Source organism: Cytobacillus sp. IB215665, from assembly GCF_033963835.1.
Classification (GTDB): Bacteria; Bacillota; Bacilli; order Bacillales; family SM2101; genus Nanhaiella.
In genome coordinates this window covers 109780-127938 of the sequence record NZ_JAXBME010000014.1, presented here as the reverse complement: position 1 = coordinate 127938, position 18159 = coordinate 109780, and the positions used below count along the sequence as shown (strand labels likewise).

At 34.8% G+C, this 18159-nt stretch carries 16 protein-coding genes; 3 read left to right on the top strand and 13 right to left on the bottom strand.

Annotation, left to right across the window (positions count from 1 at the left end; all coding sequences use genetic code 11):
• Positions 1-161 precede the first annotated feature (161 nt).
• From queD to SLH52_RS16490, 4 genes are all read right to left on the bottom strand, one after another.
• Entirely contained in the window at positions 162-641 is a 480-nt protein-coding gene (gene queD, locus SLH52_RS16505) for a 6-carboxytetrahydropterin synthase QueD (RefSeq protein WP_320210371.1), read from the bottom strand.
• Between the two features lie 236 nt (positions 642-877).
• Entirely contained in the window at positions 878-1153 is a 276-nt protein-coding gene (locus SLH52_RS16500) for an HU family DNA-binding protein (protein ID WP_214481923.1), read from the bottom strand.
• A gap of 103 nt (positions 1154-1256) precedes the next feature.
• Entirely contained in the window at positions 1257-2441 is a 1185-nt protein-coding gene (locus tag SLH52_RS16495) for an acyl-CoA dehydrogenase family protein (RefSeq protein ID WP_320210370.1), read from the bottom strand.
• Between the two features lie 477 nt (positions 2442-2918).
• The gene (locus SLH52_RS16490; protein ID WP_320210369.1) at positions 2919-3716 is read right to left on the bottom strand and encodes a DUF3298 and DUF4163 domain-containing protein; all 798 of its coding nucleotides are present in this window, start codon (positions 3714-3716) and stop codon (positions 2919-2921) included.
• A 461-nt stretch (positions 3717-4177) separates the two neighbouring features.
• On the opposite strand from SLH52_RS16490, the gene SLH52_RS16485 reads away from it, so the two are divergent.
• Positions 4178-5680, top strand: coding sequence for a UDP-N-acetylmuramoyl-L-alanyl-D-glutamate--2,6-diaminopimelate ligase (locus SLH52_RS16485; RefSeq protein WP_320210368.1), 1503 nt, complete (start codon positions 4178-4180; stop codon positions 5678-5680).
• A gap of 367 nt (positions 5681-6047) precedes the next feature.
• Here SLH52_RS16485 and SLH52_RS16480 read toward each other — a convergent pair whose 3' ends face one another.
• Positions 6048-6887 carry an alpha/beta hydrolase gene (locus tag SLH52_RS16480; protein ID WP_320210367.1) on the bottom strand — a complete coding sequence of 280 codons (840 nt, stop codon included), beginning with the start codon at positions 6885-6887 and terminating at the stop codon, positions 6048-6050.
• Between the two features lie 541 nt (positions 6888-7428).
• Here SLH52_RS16480 and SLH52_RS16475 point away from each other — a divergent pair.
• The gene (locus tag SLH52_RS16475; protein WP_320210366.1) at positions 7429-7674 is read left to right on the top strand and encodes a phospholipase; all 246 of its coding nucleotides are present in this window, start codon (positions 7429-7431) and stop codon (positions 7672-7674) included.
• Between the two features lie 236 nt (positions 7675-7910).
• Here the strand turns inward: SLH52_RS16475 and SLH52_RS16470 are convergent, their stop codons facing one another.
• From SLH52_RS16470 to pflB, 7 genes are all read right to left on the bottom strand, one after another.
• Complete coding sequence (locus SLH52_RS16470) at positions 7911-9512, bottom strand: glycoside hydrolase family 43 protein (RefSeq protein WP_320210365.1); 1602 nt, start codon at positions 9510-9512, stop codon at positions 7911-7913.
• A 27-nt stretch (positions 9513-9539) separates the two neighbouring features.
• On the bottom strand, positions 9540-10565 hold the full coding sequence (locus SLH52_RS16465; RefSeq protein ID WP_320210364.1) for a Gfo/Idh/MocA family oxidoreductase: 1026 nt from the start codon (positions 10563-10565) through the stop codon (positions 9540-9542).
• Between the two features lie 154 nt (positions 10566-10719).
• The gene (locus SLH52_RS16460) at positions 10720-10998 is read right to left on the bottom strand and encodes a DsrE/DsrF/DrsH-like family protein (RefSeq protein ID WP_320210363.1); all 279 of its coding nucleotides are present in this window, start codon (positions 10996-10998) and stop codon (positions 10720-10722) included.
• 28 nt (positions 10999-11026) lie between these two features.
• Positions 11027-11317, bottom strand: a complete 291-nt coding sequence (locus SLH52_RS16455; protein ID WP_320210362.1) for a sulfurtransferase TusA family protein — start codon at positions 11315-11317, stop codon at positions 11027-11029.
• A 56-nt stretch (positions 11318-11373) separates the two neighbouring features.
• The gene (locus tag SLH52_RS16450) at positions 11374-13122 is read right to left on the bottom strand and encodes a CoA-disulfide reductase (protein ID WP_413785551.1); all 1749 of its coding nucleotides are present in this window, start codon (positions 13120-13122) and stop codon (positions 11374-11376) included.
• Between the two features lie 326 nt (positions 13123-13448).
• Positions 13449-14177 (bottom strand): pyruvate formate-lyase-activating protein, encoded by a 729-nt coding sequence (gene pflA, locus SLH52_RS16445; RefSeq protein ID WP_320210361.1) that lies wholly within the window; start codon positions 14175-14177, stop codon positions 13449-13451.
• A 5-nt stretch (positions 14178-14182) separates the two neighbouring features.
• The gene (gene pflB, locus SLH52_RS16440; RefSeq protein ID WP_413785552.1) at positions 14183-16429 is read right to left on the bottom strand and encodes a formate C-acetyltransferase; all 2247 of its coding nucleotides are present in this window, start codon (positions 16427-16429) and stop codon (positions 14183-14185) included.
• Between the two features lie 361 nt (positions 16430-16790).
• Here pflB and SLH52_RS16435 point away from each other — a divergent pair, with 361 nt between their 5' ends.
• Positions 16791-17021, top strand: a complete 231-nt coding sequence (locus SLH52_RS16435) for a YjcZ family sporulation protein (protein ID WP_320210359.1) — start codon at positions 16791-16793, stop codon at positions 17019-17021.
• Positions 17022-17109: 88 nt separating this feature from the next.
• Here the strand turns inward: SLH52_RS16435 and purU are convergent, their stop codons facing one another.
• Complete coding sequence (gene purU, locus SLH52_RS16430) at positions 17110-18009, bottom strand: formyltetrahydrofolate deformylase (RefSeq protein WP_320210358.1); 900 nt, start codon at positions 18007-18009, stop codon at positions 17110-17112.
• Positions 18010-18159: the final 150 nt, after the last annotated feature.

Sequence of the window (18159 nt, the reverse complement as noted above, 5' to 3'; positions counted from 1 at the left end):
CATCACCCACTTAACCTTCACTCGCTTCGCATTGTTTTGGTTTGAAGTGGAGGTCTTCTGTCTAGGGTTGATAAAATGCTTTCGCATACGAGGGTTCATTAATGCAGTGTAGGAGATCACTCTACTTAGCTAGATTAGTTGAATTAACATTAATAAGTACATTAATGCTTATCTTCCATCCACTCTCTTTTCGCTTCAGCAAAGCACGTAGGAGTTTCATATAAGCGAACAAACTCAACCCTAGCACCTTTCAATTTATCTTTTCTCATTTCAATTGACTCATGCATTTGCTCATAAATCCATACAACCATGTTTTCTGCTGTCGTATTCATAGGGGGCAACATTTCATTTATATAACGATGATCTAGGAAAACTTCAATGTTATTTGTCCATATATCTTTGATTTCTCCAAAATCTATTACTAATCCTATGTCATTAACGTAACCACTTATACCAAAAACAACTTTGTATGTGTGACCGTGCAAATTTTTACACTTTCCATCATAACAATGTAAATGATGTGCAGCATCAAACGTAAATTCTTTGCTTACTAATACACGTTTTGTATGATATTTTAGTTGACATCTATGAATATCCTTATCAATTTTTTGAAGCTTATTAACAATATTAAATCCATACATGCTGTAAAAATCCCTTCTGATTGCATTTATTATTTACCTCTTAAATGTTAACAAATTTTTAAATTTGCATGAATGGACAATTTGTGAACGATACATTTAACAACCATGAGCAGCAATTACTATAGCAATTAATTATATTGCTCATAAACAATTATTATTCTTATAATACATTCACTATTTCTATCAAAAAAAGATACGTCACCCAAAAAGGATGACGTATCTCTATGAGATCATTATTAGTTATTGACAGCTTCTTTTAACGCTTTCCCTGCGACAAATGCTGGCACTTTACTTGCAGAAATTTGAATCTCTTCACCTGTTTGCGGATTACGCCCTTTTCTTGCAGCACGTTCACGGACGACAAAATTACCAAAGCCAATTAATTGAACCTTTTCTCCTTTTGTCAATGGTTCCTGAATTGCGTATAATACAGCATCTACTGCCTTCGCAGCATCTTTTTTGCTCAACTCCGCCTTCTCTGCTACAACATTTACTAATTCTGATTTATTCATAATCTTTCAATCTCCCTTAGTTTAATTTTTTTCACTATCATATTGCCCTAGCTTAAGGAAAAATATACGTGTTTATATAAAAACTTCCATAAACCTGTTGAATTTATTCTTTCTTTGTTGATTGTATTTTCGATTCTGTATTCGTTATCTCAGAAAATGCATGCTGTGCAAGGGATCCAATTACAGCATCATCCATTGGTGGATTATGAAGCCCTGCTCGAACATTACGATAATATCTCTCGAGTGGTCGATCGTTAAACAAGCTTTGGGCACCTATAATACGCATTGCCTTATCTACTACTGAGAGAGCACTGTTTGTCACCACATGTTTTACTGCACCTAATTCAGGAATAAGCAATTGTTTATGTTGAGATGTATCGTATCGTTCTGCAACTGAATACATAAAATGGCGTGCTTGCATAAGTTCCAGCTCCATTTCTCCTGTCATTCTTTGGATGTTTGGCAGTTCACTAATTGGTCCACTTATACTACTAGGTGAATATGTATGAGCAAAATGTAAGGCATAATTACGTGCCGCAATAGCTATACCCATATAACAGGCAGGAATATGAAGTAACCATCCATTTGCTAATCCTTTTCTTTCTCTTGTATTTTTTTCAACTAGAAATTTTTCTTCTACCTCAACTTGGTCTAAAACAAGATCGTGACTGCCAGTTCCACGCATGGACATTGTATCCCATGTTTCCTCAATTCGAAGACCAGTGGAGTCACGAGGTATTAAAAATTCACATAATTGATTATCAACAGCTGCACTAACAAGAAAGAAATCCAATGTAGGAGCCATCGTAGTAAAGGTTTTTCGTCCATTAATAATCCAGTTTGAGTTCTTTTTTTTAGCATAAGTTTGTGGTTTACCACCCCGTGTAGGGCTTCCAGTTTGCCGTTCAGTTGCAGCTCTATTAATCAGCTTTCCTTTTTTCACTTGATCACAAAGATAGGTTAACATATTATGCTCCCATCTACTTTTTTCTGTTATATCCATGACACAACCTATATGCCAACCAATTGAGAGTGCTGTAGCTCCATCACCTTGTGCGAGCCTTTCCTGTAGCAAAACAAGCTCATACAATGAGATGTTTTGCCCCCCAAATTGTTTAGGAATCGTTAATGATGTATATCCAGCTTCCTTTAGTTGTTCAATATTGTTAAATGGAAAGGTTCCATGATTATCATAATGTTTCTCACGTTTTGCAAACTCGTCTGCAAGCTTACCTATCTTGTTATACCACTCTTGTTGAAAGGGAGTTTTCACAAAATCTAAGCCCATGATGTTTCACCTCAATGATTTTTATTATGGCTCTTTCCTTACATTTTGTTACTACTTTTGCTTAAGGCTATTTTCGTAAGCTTTTGTTGCTATTATCACCAAATTCGTACCAAAAGAAGTCGCTCCATACGTAAGTCACCATATTAAAGAAGAAAAGATGCCACGAACTCTAGTTGTGTAAATACTTATTTCCTAATAAGGCAAGCAACAATTTCAATGCGATAACAACCTTGTTTATTAAATATGAGGCTTATGCAAATATTATCGTTTTATAAAAAAAGACACGTCAAAACTCTATGTATAGTTTGTTTCTTAGTACAATAACATCAATCAATGTAAACGCAGCCTTTAGTATAGTTTATCAAATGTTACCTTATTCTGACGGATAACCTTTTTCAATTCAAGTAAAAAAGCCTCTTTTCCAATAAGGTATTTAAGAGGCTTTTACGACTGTTCATATTAATATATGTGACTATGTTATTTTTTGGAACTAATTATACTTTTACCAATAGGTGTTAAGTTATTTTCGAAATCCTTAAGAGGAATTTCAAAACTTGGCAAACCAGATGCATACGATGTTAATTCGTAGGCTTTAAATTGAACAACAATGGCACTGTCTTTAATAAAATAATTAAAGTTTACGTCTAGACGATCAACTGTAACTAAAGCATCTTCAAAATATTCTTCAGGTTGTTTAGAGATTTCTTCTTTAATCTTGTTGTTTATTTCTTTTTGAAAATGAAAGTCAGATTTAAATAAATCACTCACATAGATCAATTCACCTGTTTCTAAATTAAAGTTATATCCAACAATTTCTGTATTTGAGTGTGCTCCCCCAGCATATTGTGTGTATGTGACTGGTATACTGATAATCTGATCATTATTAAACGCTACTTCATAAGTTGCATCACCACTAAAACCAAATGACACTTCACCATTAAGGTCTAAATACGTTTGGGCAAATTGATTACGCAGTCTATTTTTAAAGTCTATGATTTCATAGTCCATTATCGTATTAATTCTTTGTAATGAAGAAATATTATTTTCATTTTCAATTACTGGGATGTTAATCGTAAATATTGAAGAAATTTCTTCCAAATTCTCGCTTGCTGTTTTATTAGTTATTGTTAGAACGTTTTGATCCTTATCAGATTGTTTTACTAGTACTGATTCTTTTGCTTTAGCCTTTTCAGGTACTTGCATAAAGCCAGTCACTGTACCTCCTACAAGCAATGCAGACAATACAGTTGTTACTATTACTTTGTTTCGTTTCATGTAATATTCCCCTTTCAATTACTTCTCTATATTTATCCTCCATTTCATTTTAATAGCAAAAGGGAAATGATTAGTTACAAACAAGTTACAATATAGTTATTATAGGATCTTTTCGACAACTTTGTTGCTAATATCAAGAATTAGATATATATGTGTCATTATGTTAGAGAAGAAAAAATGCCACAAATACTTGGTTTTACATATTTAGTTCTTAGTACGAAAAGCAACAATTAATGAAAAAACAGCCTTTAACTAAGGCTTTTTGTACATACACTTCAACAGTCTAAATGATGTAATTATGTACAAATAATAACGCAAAGAATTTAGCATTCATGTTAAAATTGTTGTATATTTTAAGCTTGCTTAACAATAATGCCGAGAAATTTTACATATTGAATTAGATTTAATGAAAAGAGACTTATTTTTGTTTTGCAAAACATACAACGATGAGGTGGAAAATGATGAGGTTACAAGAGATAGCATCCCTTTTCACTATTAAGCGAACTGAAGGGAACTTAGAAACAGAAATAACGGGCTTACAGATGGACTCAAGAAAAATAGTAAAGGGAAATTTGTTCATTTGTGTTCCTGAAATAAAAGGTTTTTTAAAGGATAGACACCTTTTCGCAAAAGATGCAGTAAAAAATGGTGCAGCAGCACTTATCGTTGAAAAGGATGTAGAGGATGTAGATGTAAAAATTCCAAAGATATTTGTTAAAGATGCAAGACACGCCTTAGCAATTATTGCTTCACACTTTTATAATTATCCATCTCACGAGATGAAACTTATTGGGATAACTGGAACAAACGGGAAAACTACTACATCTTACATCATAGATAAGATACTATCAGATTATAACTATACAACAGGTTTGATGGGAAACAATGGGACAAAAATTAACGGTAAAGTAGTCCCTTCTGATATAAATACACAGGAACCTCCAGTACTGCAACATAACCTTCGAAGAATGAGGGATTGCGACACAGATTATTGTGTAATGGAAGTTACATCTCAAGGGTTAGATATGAATAGAGTGTTAGGTTGCAACTTTAGAACGGCTATTTTTACAAACCTTACTCAAGATCACATTGATTATCACGGAACGTTTGAAGACTACAGAAATACAAAAGGTCTATTGTTCACTAGATTAGGTAATACATTTAATCCAAATGAAAAAAAATATGCTATTTTAAATGCTAATGATCCATCTTACCACTATTTTCGCAAAATAGCCTCATCAGAAGTTATTACATATGGGATAAACAATGATGCAGATATTTCTGCCACAAATATAAATATGACATCAAAAGGGATTCATTTTCATCTTGCTACTTTTAAAGGCGAAGTTGACATAAACCTCCAATTAGTAGGACTGTTTAATGTCTACAATGTATTAGCAGCTATAGCAGCAACATTAGTTGAAGGCATCCCACTTCAAAGCATTAAAAAAAGCTTGTCTCAATTAAAAAGTATCGATGGTAGAATGGAGGTTATCGATGAAGGTCAAGATTATGTTGTTTTAGTAGACTATGCACATACACCTGATGCTTTAGAAAATGTACTAACTTCCATTAAAGATTTTGCAACTGGGAGGGTAATTACTGTATTTGGATGTGGTGGAGATAGAGATACGTTAAAACGACCAATAATGGGTAACATAGCTAGCAAATACAGTGATATTGTAATAATTACTTCTGATAATCCACGTTCTGAAGACCCACATAACATTATGACTGATATTAATCAAGGGATCATAGAGTCCCCTTCACTACAATATGACAACATAGTTAACCGTGAAGAAGCTATCAATCAAGCTATTAAGATTGCTGCAAAAAATGATGTTGTGCTGATAGCTGGTAAAGGACATGAAAAATATCAAATTCTAAAAGATAAAACCATTCAGCTTGATGATAAAGACATCGCTCGTAAAGCCATTATAGGAAAAGAAAGTAAAAGAACATAATATTCTAAAAGCTAACTTAGGTATGTGTAGAGAACAGTCTGTCATAAAGATTGATGAATAATAAAGCTTTTAACCTTGGTATACATTTTTTTGCCTCCGTCGAGATTATAAGACGGAGGCAAAAATGTACAGTTAATACATTTATGTCTTTGTATGATGATTAGTTAAAAACGTTATAAGTTGTTATCCCTTATAACGTCATCACAATAAAAATATCATGTTATCACAACCCAGAACCTTCGATCCAAAAGGCTGTTTTCGCATTAATTGAACTTAAAAATCCTTGAGAAAAAATTAATTAAAACCCCTATTTATTTATAAAATGAATATATAAAGATCAATATTCTCAATTCGTACTAAATATAATTTATGAAAAAAATTCATAGGTGATTTCTATCATTTTTTCTGGACACTCTACAACAGTCCAATGACCACATTTATCGATTTCTACTAGTCTGGCATGAGGGATATATTTAATCAACAAGTCTTCAATTAAAGTTGGTGTTAAAATATCATGACTACCTTGGGCTACTAAAATTGGTATATTTGAGAGCAAAGCTAACTTTCGTGATAAGTCAAAGTTGTTTAGTATATCCTTTCCTATCATTTCATTAACTACATGATTATTAATGGTTTTTTCTTTACGGTTTAAGGCTTCTGTATTATATACATAATAAGGGTCTAAAATACTAAAAATTTGATCCAGAGCCGAATGGTCAGTTTTTAATCTCATTTCTAATTTGGCTAATTTGTCTTTTTCCTCTTTGGGAAGTTTTTTCTCTACTTCTCTTCCAAACATTTCAAAGCCTTCTTTTGTTACTCCGATTGCAGCAGTTAATAGTATTTTGTTTACTCTGTTCGGATATGTTGCTGCATATAATAATGCAAGCATTGATCCCCAAGACTCACCAAATAAGTTAAGCTTGTTATAACCTAATTTTTCACGAAGTAATTCCAGTGTGTTTACTTCATCTGCCATAGAATAATCATGTTGTTTAGATCGTTCTGATTTACCACAACCTCTTTGATCATACAATATTAATTTATAATCTTTCGCTAATGGGAGAATATGTGGCAAAAAGAAGCGATGCTCACTTCCAGGACCTCCGTGAAGAAAAACAATCGGTTCGCCTTCACCAACACTAGTCGTATAAAAATTACTTCCATTAACATTTATGTATTTTTCAGAATATTTCAAACCCTGCACTTAATCTCCTCCTAAATATATCTAACTCATAATAAATATAAGGTAAAATTCTAGTGTTCTGATTACAAAATATCATAATTTCTTTAGAATTGCTCTCTTATTCTAAAAAGCTTTATTCCAATTATGAGCGGCACCGAATCATGGTTATTCCGTACTTTCTATTTTGGTTTAGTTAGCCTTCATCATTCATATACCTATCTATCTGTTCATCAAAATTTATCTTTAACCTGTCCTCAGCCTATATTCTACAAAAGTTAAAACATCTTTTTCACAAGGCTGTTTTCGTATAGATTGTTGCTTTCTTGACCATCTCACAGTTAGTTTCAATAAAAATTCCTCTTAAACTACGCATTCTAACTATTTGTAACTGATGTGTAATTTACTAGGTGAAGAAACACTCACTATAACATTTCCATTCATATACTAATTATCAAAACATTCCTTTATTAACGCGAAATATCCTTCTTCTGAACGGTTTAATAATAAGTGGAAAAATTGATTGAAAGGGGGTTTCACCACTGTGATTATAAGGAGGACGAGTTTGCGTCCGAGAAGGTGCCTTTTCCCCGGCTATAGATGGTGTGGCCCAGGCTGTAGTGGACCTGGTGCTCCAATCAATGATGTTGATGCAGCATGTAAGGCACATGACGAATGCTACCGTATATACGGCAGAACTTATGAATGTGATTTAATGTTTGTTCGCCAACTACGCCCAAAAGTCAATCCTTATACTGAAAAAGGCCGTCATGCTCAACTGATGTATAATTTTATGAAGTCTCGATTGTAAAATTTCCACAACAAAAAACTCTAAAGTTCTTCTATTAACGATTTCTATGAATTAACTTGAATAGCAGTTTAGCATACAGAGAACAACTATATTATCCTGATTTAATGTAGCTACCTAAGAATTGAAGAAAATTATTAGATATTAAAAGGGCTGTCTCTATACAGATACAGCCCTAATCAGCGTAAACTTACGTTAAAATTGTTTATTGTTCGATTCACACCAAAACTATTATCAGCTTAATCATGTTCAATATACTTAAAATAATCAAAATCCGCATGCTTCTGTTGACCAGTCAAATCTTGTACTGCCATGCCAATAAACGCCCCGGTGAAAGCTAATTCAGTAGCCGAACCATCTTCATAATTAGTGATGTAATCATCAGAAAGAATACTAGCATCCAATTCAGCACCGATTTTTTCCCATTGGACTTTATCTTCTGAATAATAGAATTGTAGTTTTTGGTGATCAACAGTTATCTTTAACAATATGTTAGCCGACTCTTCAACTGATACCTTCTGAAAACTCAGTTCATTATATCTACCCTTATCACAGCTAATCAAGCCGATATGCTTACCTAATTCTTCATCATAACTTATATATAAGTAATAGTGATTATTCGTATTATAGTAATACACTAACCCAGCCATTTGTTGAAAATTGCTCGGGTCAAATTGAACGGCTGTCTCCGCTTCAAACGTAAATGCTTGCTGCCTTCTAGCAAGTAGGCTTTGTTTATGAAGTGAGTTCAGCGATTCTCTGCCTTTCACTCTTAAATAGCCTGGCCTTGTCGTTAATGAAACCCACTCCTCGCTTGCAAATTCGCGCAATGCGCTAAGATGGATATTGATTTGTTCTTTATTAAAGTGATCAATTTCACAATTTTCTTCGAAGTAGTGCTCAGATAATTGCGGGGCATTGACCTCAACTTTTGGGTTATTTCCTTCTTGAAGCCTTAACCAGCCATCATCAGTCCAATACACCTTCTGAATCGCTGTCTCACGTCCTAATATACACCTCATTTGCGGCTTAAGAGGACGACTACATAAATGGACAATATACCATTCATTTGATTGGGTCTTCACTAGACTGGCATGTCCGGCTTTCTGCAATAGTAAGTCTGCATGATTCTTTGACGTTAACATTGGATTTAATGGATCAACTACATACTCCCCTAGTAAAGATTTCGAACGAGCAATTGTAACAGCATGCTCGTACCCCGTTCCACCTTCGGCTACCATTAAATAATAATAATCATCTTTTTTATACATATGAGGGGCTTCAGTGCAACCAAGATTTGTTCCTTTAAAGATTTGACGGGTTGGACCTATTAGCTTTTGCTCTTCTTCTGAATACTGTTGCATAACGATTCCATGAAAAGGATTTTTGCCCTGTCGATGATCCCACACCATATTTAGTAACCATTTCTTTCCGTCATCATCATGAAACAATGATGGGTCGAAGCCACTACTATTCAAATAAACAGGCTCTGACCATGGACCCATAATATCCTTTGCAGTAATGAGGTAATTATGTGTATCTTTATATGCTCCAGTTAAGCTTTTTACGTGTGTGTATACAAGATAAAATATGCCATTTTCATAACTAAGACAAGGAGCCCATACGCCACCTGAATCGGGATTTCCAAGCATGTTCAATTGACTTTTGCGTGTTAAAGGATGAGTCAACAAGCACCAATTTTTTAAATCCTTTGAATGGTGTATTTGCACACCGGGTGTCCATTCAAATGTAGATGTAGCGATGTAATAATCCTCACCAACTCTTAAAATAGAAGGATCTGGATTAAAACCTTTTAAAATGGGGTTTCTTATCATTGACATCAATTTTTCCCTCCTATATTGTCTTGGTCAAACCGTAACAACTGCACGTGTCTCCGCTGATTTAACCATGGCCATAATAACTTTCAAAGAAGCTAACCCATCTTCTCCAGTAACTAATGGCTGCCTTTGATGAATAATACTATCTACAAAGTTATTAATAACACCGCTGTTTGTATCATGCTGATTCGTATCGTATTGATAAGTTAGTTTTTTACCATCAATTGTAGTTATTTCAATATCAAATTTGGAGTTATGATTTATTTTTATGCTGCCTTTTTCAAGATGAATAATTGTACTATCATCTCCATCACCATAATAAGTCCAAGAAAAAGAAGCTGTTCCGAGAGCCCCCTTTTTAGTTTTAAGAATTCCAACGATGTTATCACAAACTTCTATCGGACTTCCCTCTTCGTCCTTTTTATGAAGTGCTCCTTGAAAGGAACTTACTTCTTCGATGTCATCATTTAATAAATAACGTAAAAGATCAACCTTATGTATACCTAGATCTCCTGCTACACCAATAAATGATCGCTCTTTCTTAAAAAACCATGTTGCATTACTTTTCGTTACACCCCAATGCTCAGGGCCTTTATGACCAAAGCTTGTGTTAAATGTTAAGACTTTCCCTAAAGTACCACTATGTATTATTTCTTTAGCTTTATTGTGAGCTTTCGTAAACCTCTGGTTTTGAGCTATCATAAGAATTTTACCTGATTCTTTTGCGGCTTTTATCATTTTTTCAGCATCACTGATTGTGTTTGCAATTGGTTTTTCACATAACACATGCTTATCATTAAGTAGTGCTTGTGTGGTTACTATATGATGAGACTCATTAGAGGAACAATCACTAATTGCATGAATAGATGGGTCTTTATATAATTGCTCAATCTCATCAACTACCTTACCATTAAAGATACTGGCAAGTCTCTTTGCCCTATCTAAATTACGATCATAAAAAAACACATCTTTCACGTGTGGATGATTCGTGTACTCTGGAGCATGACGGAATTCTGTTATAGACCCACACCCAATTATTCCAACATTAATTTTCATATACTGTCTCCTCGCAACAAATAAAATCATTCAATCCATAAACCGAAAACATACTCATTACTAAATGGGGAAAACAACAACAATGATAATACTATTTTAACATATAAGAAACTGACCCCCGATGTCGCAATAGAGCACCAGAGGTCAGCTCCCATTATATAAATAAATTTATATTTGATTCTTCAGCTTTACCTAAATATGTTGCAACACCACCGATTTGAATACCGTCAATAAGTTCTTCTTGATGAATACCCATAACCTCCATACTCATAGAACATACAATCATGTCAACGCCTAATTCCATCGCTGTATGCATAAGCGTTTCTAAATTATCAATATTTTTATTTTCCATGACCCTTTGTATCAGTTTTACGCCTAGGCCACCCATATTCATATTTGATATAGGTAATTTATTTGATCCCGCAGGCATCATCGCTCCAAACATTTTACTCGTAAAATCTTTATCTTTTTTCTGGGATATTGTTTTTCAATGAAGCAATCGCTTTGTCATAGTCTTGATCAAAGACGATTAAAGTTACACCTTTTTCTTCTGAATGAGCAGGAAGCTCCGGTGTTGAACTCATGTCTGCATGACCTTTTCCTTTTTGGATGAAAACTGAGTATTCAGCATCGTTTTGTGATTTGGATAAAAAGGTGTTACCAGTTTTGTCACACCATTCCTCAATATCTCTAGCGAAGCCTGGATCTGTTACTTTTATTTCTAATATATCACCTGGATTCATCGTATCCATTCGTTTAAATACTTCAGTAATTGGGCCCGGGCATTGTAAACCTATACAATTAAGCTCTATTGTTGGTTTAGCGTCTTTTTTTTTATCAATATTTGATCGTTATCGGTACATACTTTGTCATTTTTCACATTGTTATTACTGCGTCCTTTTTTATCTCTTTCGTAATAACAATATGTTTTATAGCCACCACTTAAATTGTATGCATCGAATCCATGTTGCTGTAGAATACGAGTCGCTAAATAGCCACGTAATCCTACTTGACATGTAATGTAAATTGGCTTATCTTGCGGTAATTCTGCTAATTGTTCTCGCAAGTCACCCAGTGGAATGTTCACGGAACCTTCAATATCTCCAAGCTCCAATTCCATCGGTTCACGAACGTCGATTAAATAACCTCCGTCATTAATTATTTCATCTATTTGGTCAAAATGAACTACGTTCAACTCTTTATCTACTACATTAGTTGCTACATATCCTAACATATTAACTGGATCCTTAGCTGAAGAGTACGGAGGTGCATAAGCTAGCTCTAAATCTGGTAAATCATGAACATACAATCCACCTTTAATGGCTGTAGCAATTACGTCAATTCTTTTCTCAACTCCATTAATTCCCACGCCTTGCACCCCAAATATTTTTCCACTGTTCGGGTCAAAAGTCATTTTAAGTGAAACGGGATTTCCTCCTGGATAATAACTCGCATTAGAGTTTGGATGTACGTGCACAGCTTCGAAAGTAATGTTCAAGTGCTTTAATGTTTTTGCATTATTCCCTGTTACTGCTACAGTTAAATCAAACACTTTGGCTACTGCAGTACCTAAAGTTCCTTTGTAAACAACATTTAAACCATAAATATGATCTGCAGCTAAACGGCCTTGACGATTGGCAGGCCATGCTAACGGAACCATTGTTGCTGTGCCTAATATATAATCCTTTACTTCAATTGCATCACCAATTGCATATATATTTTTATCAGTTGTTTGAAGGTGCTCATTAACTACAATGCCACCACGTTTTCCTACTTCTAACCCAGATTCAATGGCAAGTTCATTCTCTGCTTGAACACCGATTGATAAAATGGTAATATCACTGTCTATCTCTTTACCACTGTTCAACACAATTGTTTTACCATTATTTTTGAAAGCTTTAACTCTATCCTCTAAAATGAGATTTACATTCTTGTCACGTAAATGCTCATGAACAATCGCAGCCATCTCTGGATCAAGTGGGGCCATCACTTGTTTACCGAGTTCAACTACTGTCACGCCAATGCCGCGATGATGAAGGCTTTCTGCCATCTCAAGCCCGATAAACCCACCACCAACGATAACCGCTTTTTTTGGTTGTTGCTGATCTACCCACGCTTTTATGCGATCGGTGTCTGGGACATTTCGTAAAGTGAACATGTTTCTCGCTTGCTCAAGACCTTCAAATGGGGGAACTATTGGTCTTGCTCCTGGAGATAAGATCAACTTGTCATATGTTTCTTTATACTTTTTACCAGTTTGTACATGTTGCACCGATACAGTCTTTTCTTCACGGTTGATTTTTACTACTTCTGAAAAGTTTCGAATATCTAGATTAAACTTCTTACTCATCCCCTCAACAGTTTGAACGAGTAGACTGTCTCTCTGCGGAATCACTTCACTAACATGATAAGGTAAACCACAGTTTGCGAAAGATATATATTCTCCACGTTCAAACATGATAATTTCTGCATTTTCATCTAATCTTCGTAACCTTGCTGCTGCTGTTGCTCCACCTGCAACTCCACCGACTATCACTATTTTCTTTTTCATTGTCATTGTCATCCTCCTCAATTACCTATATGGGTATATAATTTGTAAAAAAATATATTTGCTCAATGTTTCACAAATGATTTGTTATTTAGTACACCTACATAATACTGTATACATAGTGTCATTGTCAATATACCCCTGTATGTATATTTTGTGACATCTTTTTTCACTTATTTATCACTTTGTTTTATTGTTTAATGATCCTTCTCGTTATCGTAGATTTTATCGGTCAATTCGTAAGCTTTATGGGTCAATTCCACATATTTATCCCTCAAATACTGTCATCATCATAAAAAGAAGTAACACGATGTTTCGTGTTACTTCTTCTTTAATTATTTCATAAGTGTAGGTGAGTATGATGTAACGATGTTGTATGCTTTGTCAACCTCTTCGGCTGAAGGTGGATTTGTATCAATCAATTCATTGTCCAAACAAAGTGCTTTCCATTTATATTCACCCATTTTATGATAAGGTAGTATTTCTACCTTTTCAACATTCGATAACGTACCTATAAATTGTCCAAGTCGGTCTAAATCTTGTACCTGATCTGTATATCCTGGAACGAGAACATGTCTAATCCATAAAGGAATCCCCTTATCATTTAAACGCTTTGCAAAAGAAATCGTATTATTATTAGATAAACCTGTAATGTCTTGATGTTTTTGTTCATCTATATGTTTAACATCAAGCAGAACAAGGTCAGTCAGACTTAAGAGCTCATCCAAGTTAGCGGGTTGTAATGACCCCGCTGTATCTAATGCAGTATGAATGCCGAGTTCTTTACATTTCTTAAATAAATCAATGACAAAATCAGCTTGAACTAGTGGTTCTCCACCACTTACAGTAACACCACCATTTGAAAAGTTCATATAAGACATATATTTTTTAATATCTTCAATTAAATCATTCGTATCTTCTTCTTTACCTCCAGTTACTTTCCAAGTATCTGGGTTATGGCAGTAAATACAACGTAACGGACAACCTTGTGTGAATACGATATAACGTAATCCTGGTCCATCTACTGTACCACAAGTTTCAACTGAATGAATTCGTCCTATCATGCTGATCACATACTTTCGTGGAATGTTCTATTAATGACGTCGATCTGTTGCTCACGAGTTAACTTAATAAAGTTCACTGCATACCCAGAGACACGAATTGTTAATTGTGGATATTTCTCTGGATGTTCCATTGCATCTAGTAATTGCTCTCTTTCAAATACATTTACATTAATATGATGTCCCTCTTGTCTCATATAACCATCTAAAATCGAGACAAGGTTACTTGTTCTCGTGTCAGCTTCTTTTCCGAGAGATTTTGGAACCATTGAAAAAGTACAGGAGATTCCATCTAAACAGTCTTCGTAAGGAAGCTTAGCTACTGAATTCAGCGAAGCTAGTGCACCTTTTTTATCACGTCCATGTAAAGGGTTTGCTCCCGGTGCAAATGGCTCACCAGCTTTTCTACCATCAGGAGTTGTACCTGTTTTTTTACCATACACCACATTTGATGTGATCGTTAAAATGGATTGAGTAGGCAATGAATTACGATAAGTCGGGTACTGGCGTAACTTATTCATGAAATTCTCAACTAACTCTGTTGCAATTGAATCAACTCGGTCATCATCATTTCCGAACTGAGGGTAATCTCCTTCGATTTCAAAATCTACAGCGATTCCGTATTCATTTCTAATTGGGCGCACTTTTGCATACTTAATGGCACTTAATGAATCTGCTACAACAGACAATCCAGCAATACCACATGCCATCGTTCTTAATATTTCTTCATCATGCAGAGCCATTTCAATTCGTTCGTATGAATATTTATCATGCATATAGTGAATTACATTTAATGTATTCATATATAGTTTTGCAAGCCAATCTAACATCTTATCATATTTTTCAAACACTTCTTCATAATTTAGAATATCTGCTTTGATCGGTTCAAAGTCAGGTCCCACTTGTACACCCAATTTTTCATCAATTCCACCATTGATTGCATATAATAATGCTTTGGCTAAATTCGCACGGGCCCCAAAAAATTGCATTTGCTTCCCGATTTTCATGGCAGACACACAGCATGCAATCCCATAGTCATCACCATATTCTTTACGCATCAGATCATCATTTTCGTATTGAATAGAGCTTGTTTTAATAGACATTTTTGAGCAATAACGCTTGAAATGTTCCGGTAGCTCTGTCGACCATAATACTGTTAAGTTCGGCTCAGGAGCTGGCCCTAAATTATCTAACGTATGCAAAAATCTAAATGACGTTTTCGACACAAGTGGACGTCCATCTAAGCCCATGCCACCAATTGATTCTGTGACCCACGTTGGATCACCGCTAAATAATTCATTGTAATCTGGCGTACGTAAAAATTGAACCATCCGTAGCTTCATAACAAAATGGTCAACTGTCTCTTGTACCTCTGATTCAGTCATCGTTCCATTATTCAATTCTCTTTCAAAATAAATATCTAAAAATGTTGAGACACGCCCTAGACTCATAGCAGCACCATTTTGTTCTTTTATCGCAGCAAGATAGCCAAAATATAACCATTGAATTGCTTCGTGTGCATTTTTGGCAGGCTTAGAAATGTCAAATCCATAAGAAGCTGCCATATCCTTCAGTTCTTGCAATGCCCTAAACTGTTCGGAAATTTCTTCACGATCACGAATCACTGCTTCACTCATCATCTCATTTTCAAGTTTAGCATGGGCTTTTCTTTTTTCATCCATTAAGCGATCTACACCGTATAAGGCTACTCGACGGTAGTCACCGATAATTCGACCTCTCCCATATGCATCAGGTAGTCCAGTAATGATTCCAGCTTTCCGAGCCTTTCTCATTTCAGGAGTATACGCATCAAATACTCCTTGGTTATGAGTTTTGCGGTACTCAGTGAAAATTTTCTCCACTTCTGGTTCAAGCGTAAATCCATATGCGTTACATGCGTCCTTCACCATTCGAATACCACCAAATGGTTGTATAGAGCGCTTTAGTGGTGCATCAGTTTGCAAACCAACAACACTTTCTAAATTTTTATTTATATAGCCTGGCCTATGAGAAGTAATGGTAGATACTGTTTTAGTATCAACATCTAGTACACCACCATTTTTTCGTTCTTTTTTCGTTAACTCTAGAACTTCATCCCATAAGCTAGATGTTTTTGCTGTTGGTGGAGCAAGAAAATCTTCATTTCCTGTATATGGTGTTACATTATTTTGAATAAAGTCTCTTACATCAATAGCATGCATCCAATGCCCTTCGTTAAAATTCTCCCATGCAGTTTCTTTTATAATTGTGCTCATTTTGTCCATGTTAACTTCCTCCATTATTATCGTTAAATTTTCAATAAAGCGATTTCATTTGTGAAATACTTCACAACTCAGAGTAAGAAAATTAGTATTAATTGTTTATTTATTACCAATTATACTATTAATATGGTGTATATGACGGGATGTTATTGACGACATTGTGAATTTTTTCACGGATTAGTATTAAAGGGAAGAAATTAGAGATTGTAGCATCTGCATAATCCGACTTAAAACCAAATAAATACTAAACATGTCGTAATGAGTATCGTCAATTAAATATAAATAATCTGTATTCTTATAGACAATTTGCCCATTCTTTCATACACATATATGGAGAAGAAAGGGAGGTTAGTTTATGCATAATTATGGGGGAGCTCAAGGATATACTGGTTACAACTACGGGGCTGTACCTAATGTTAGACACTCTGCCTACAGATATGGCTACGAGAGAGGTTGTGCAAATCCTGCACCCAGTTACAGTCAACCTGTCCTTGTTGGAGACTCAGTGGGTACTGGGTTTGCGTTAATTCTTGTGTTATTTATTCTACTGGTTGTCATACTTGCAACAGTAGTCAAAGCCATTTAATCACATCTTAAGGAGAGGTGCTGATTCTCACCTCTCTCTAACATAAACTTTAATATGTAGCCAAATACGTTACGCTACTACAATTATCTTAAAATACAATGGTTTTGTTTTTGTAAACAATCACTCGATCTTCTAGGTGCCATTTAACTGTTAGAGCGAGAACGCTCCTTTCAATAGAACTACCTATTTTCTTCAAAGACTCAACATTATCACGGTGATTTACTCTCATAATATCTTGCTCGATGATCGGTCCTTCATCAAGATCATTCGTAACATAGTGGGATGTAGCGCCGATGAGTTTTACACCTCTTTGGTATGCTCTGTCATACGGTCTTGCTCCTACAAATGCTGGTAAGAACGAATGATGGATGTTAATTATTTGATTAGGATATGATTCAACAAAATCTGATGTCAATATTTGCATATACCTAGCTAAAATAATCAGATCTACCTCATACTCTTTTAACAGTTGAAGCTGAGTTCTTTCTACCTCTTTCCTATTGTCTTTATTTGCAGGGATATAATAGAAAGGTATATCTAAGGATTCGACTATTTCCCTTGCATCTTCATGATTACTAATGACTAATGCAATATTCGTCATCAAATCACCATTTTGCCATTCCCATAAAAGTTCCTGGAGACAATGAAGCTCCTTTGAAACGAAAATTGCTGTTTTCTTTAATTCATGAACAAATGTAAGTTGCCACTCCATTGAGAATTGATTAGCAATGCTTTGGAACTCCTTTTTCATAACAGTCCCTTTATGCAGTAAGTCTGGACATTCAAATTCAATTCTAATAAAAAAGACGCCACCTTCTGGATTTGTAGAGTATTGACTTGATTCAATAATGTTTGCACCATGGTTAAACAAAAACTCTGAAATTGCAGCGACGATCCCTTGCTTGTCTGCACAACTAATTAAAAGCCTGCCACGATTCTTTTGTTTTTCACTATATTGATTGAGCATCTCCTGTATCGAATTGTTCATACACTTTCTCCTTTATTAATTCATGTATTATACATGCCTAATTATTTTTATTATATTCTCATAATTCAATAAAGAATACAATGGCAGTTTATAAACTTTTTAAGGATCGCTTCATAACAATTTGTTGCAATTTTTAAAAATGACCCTAGC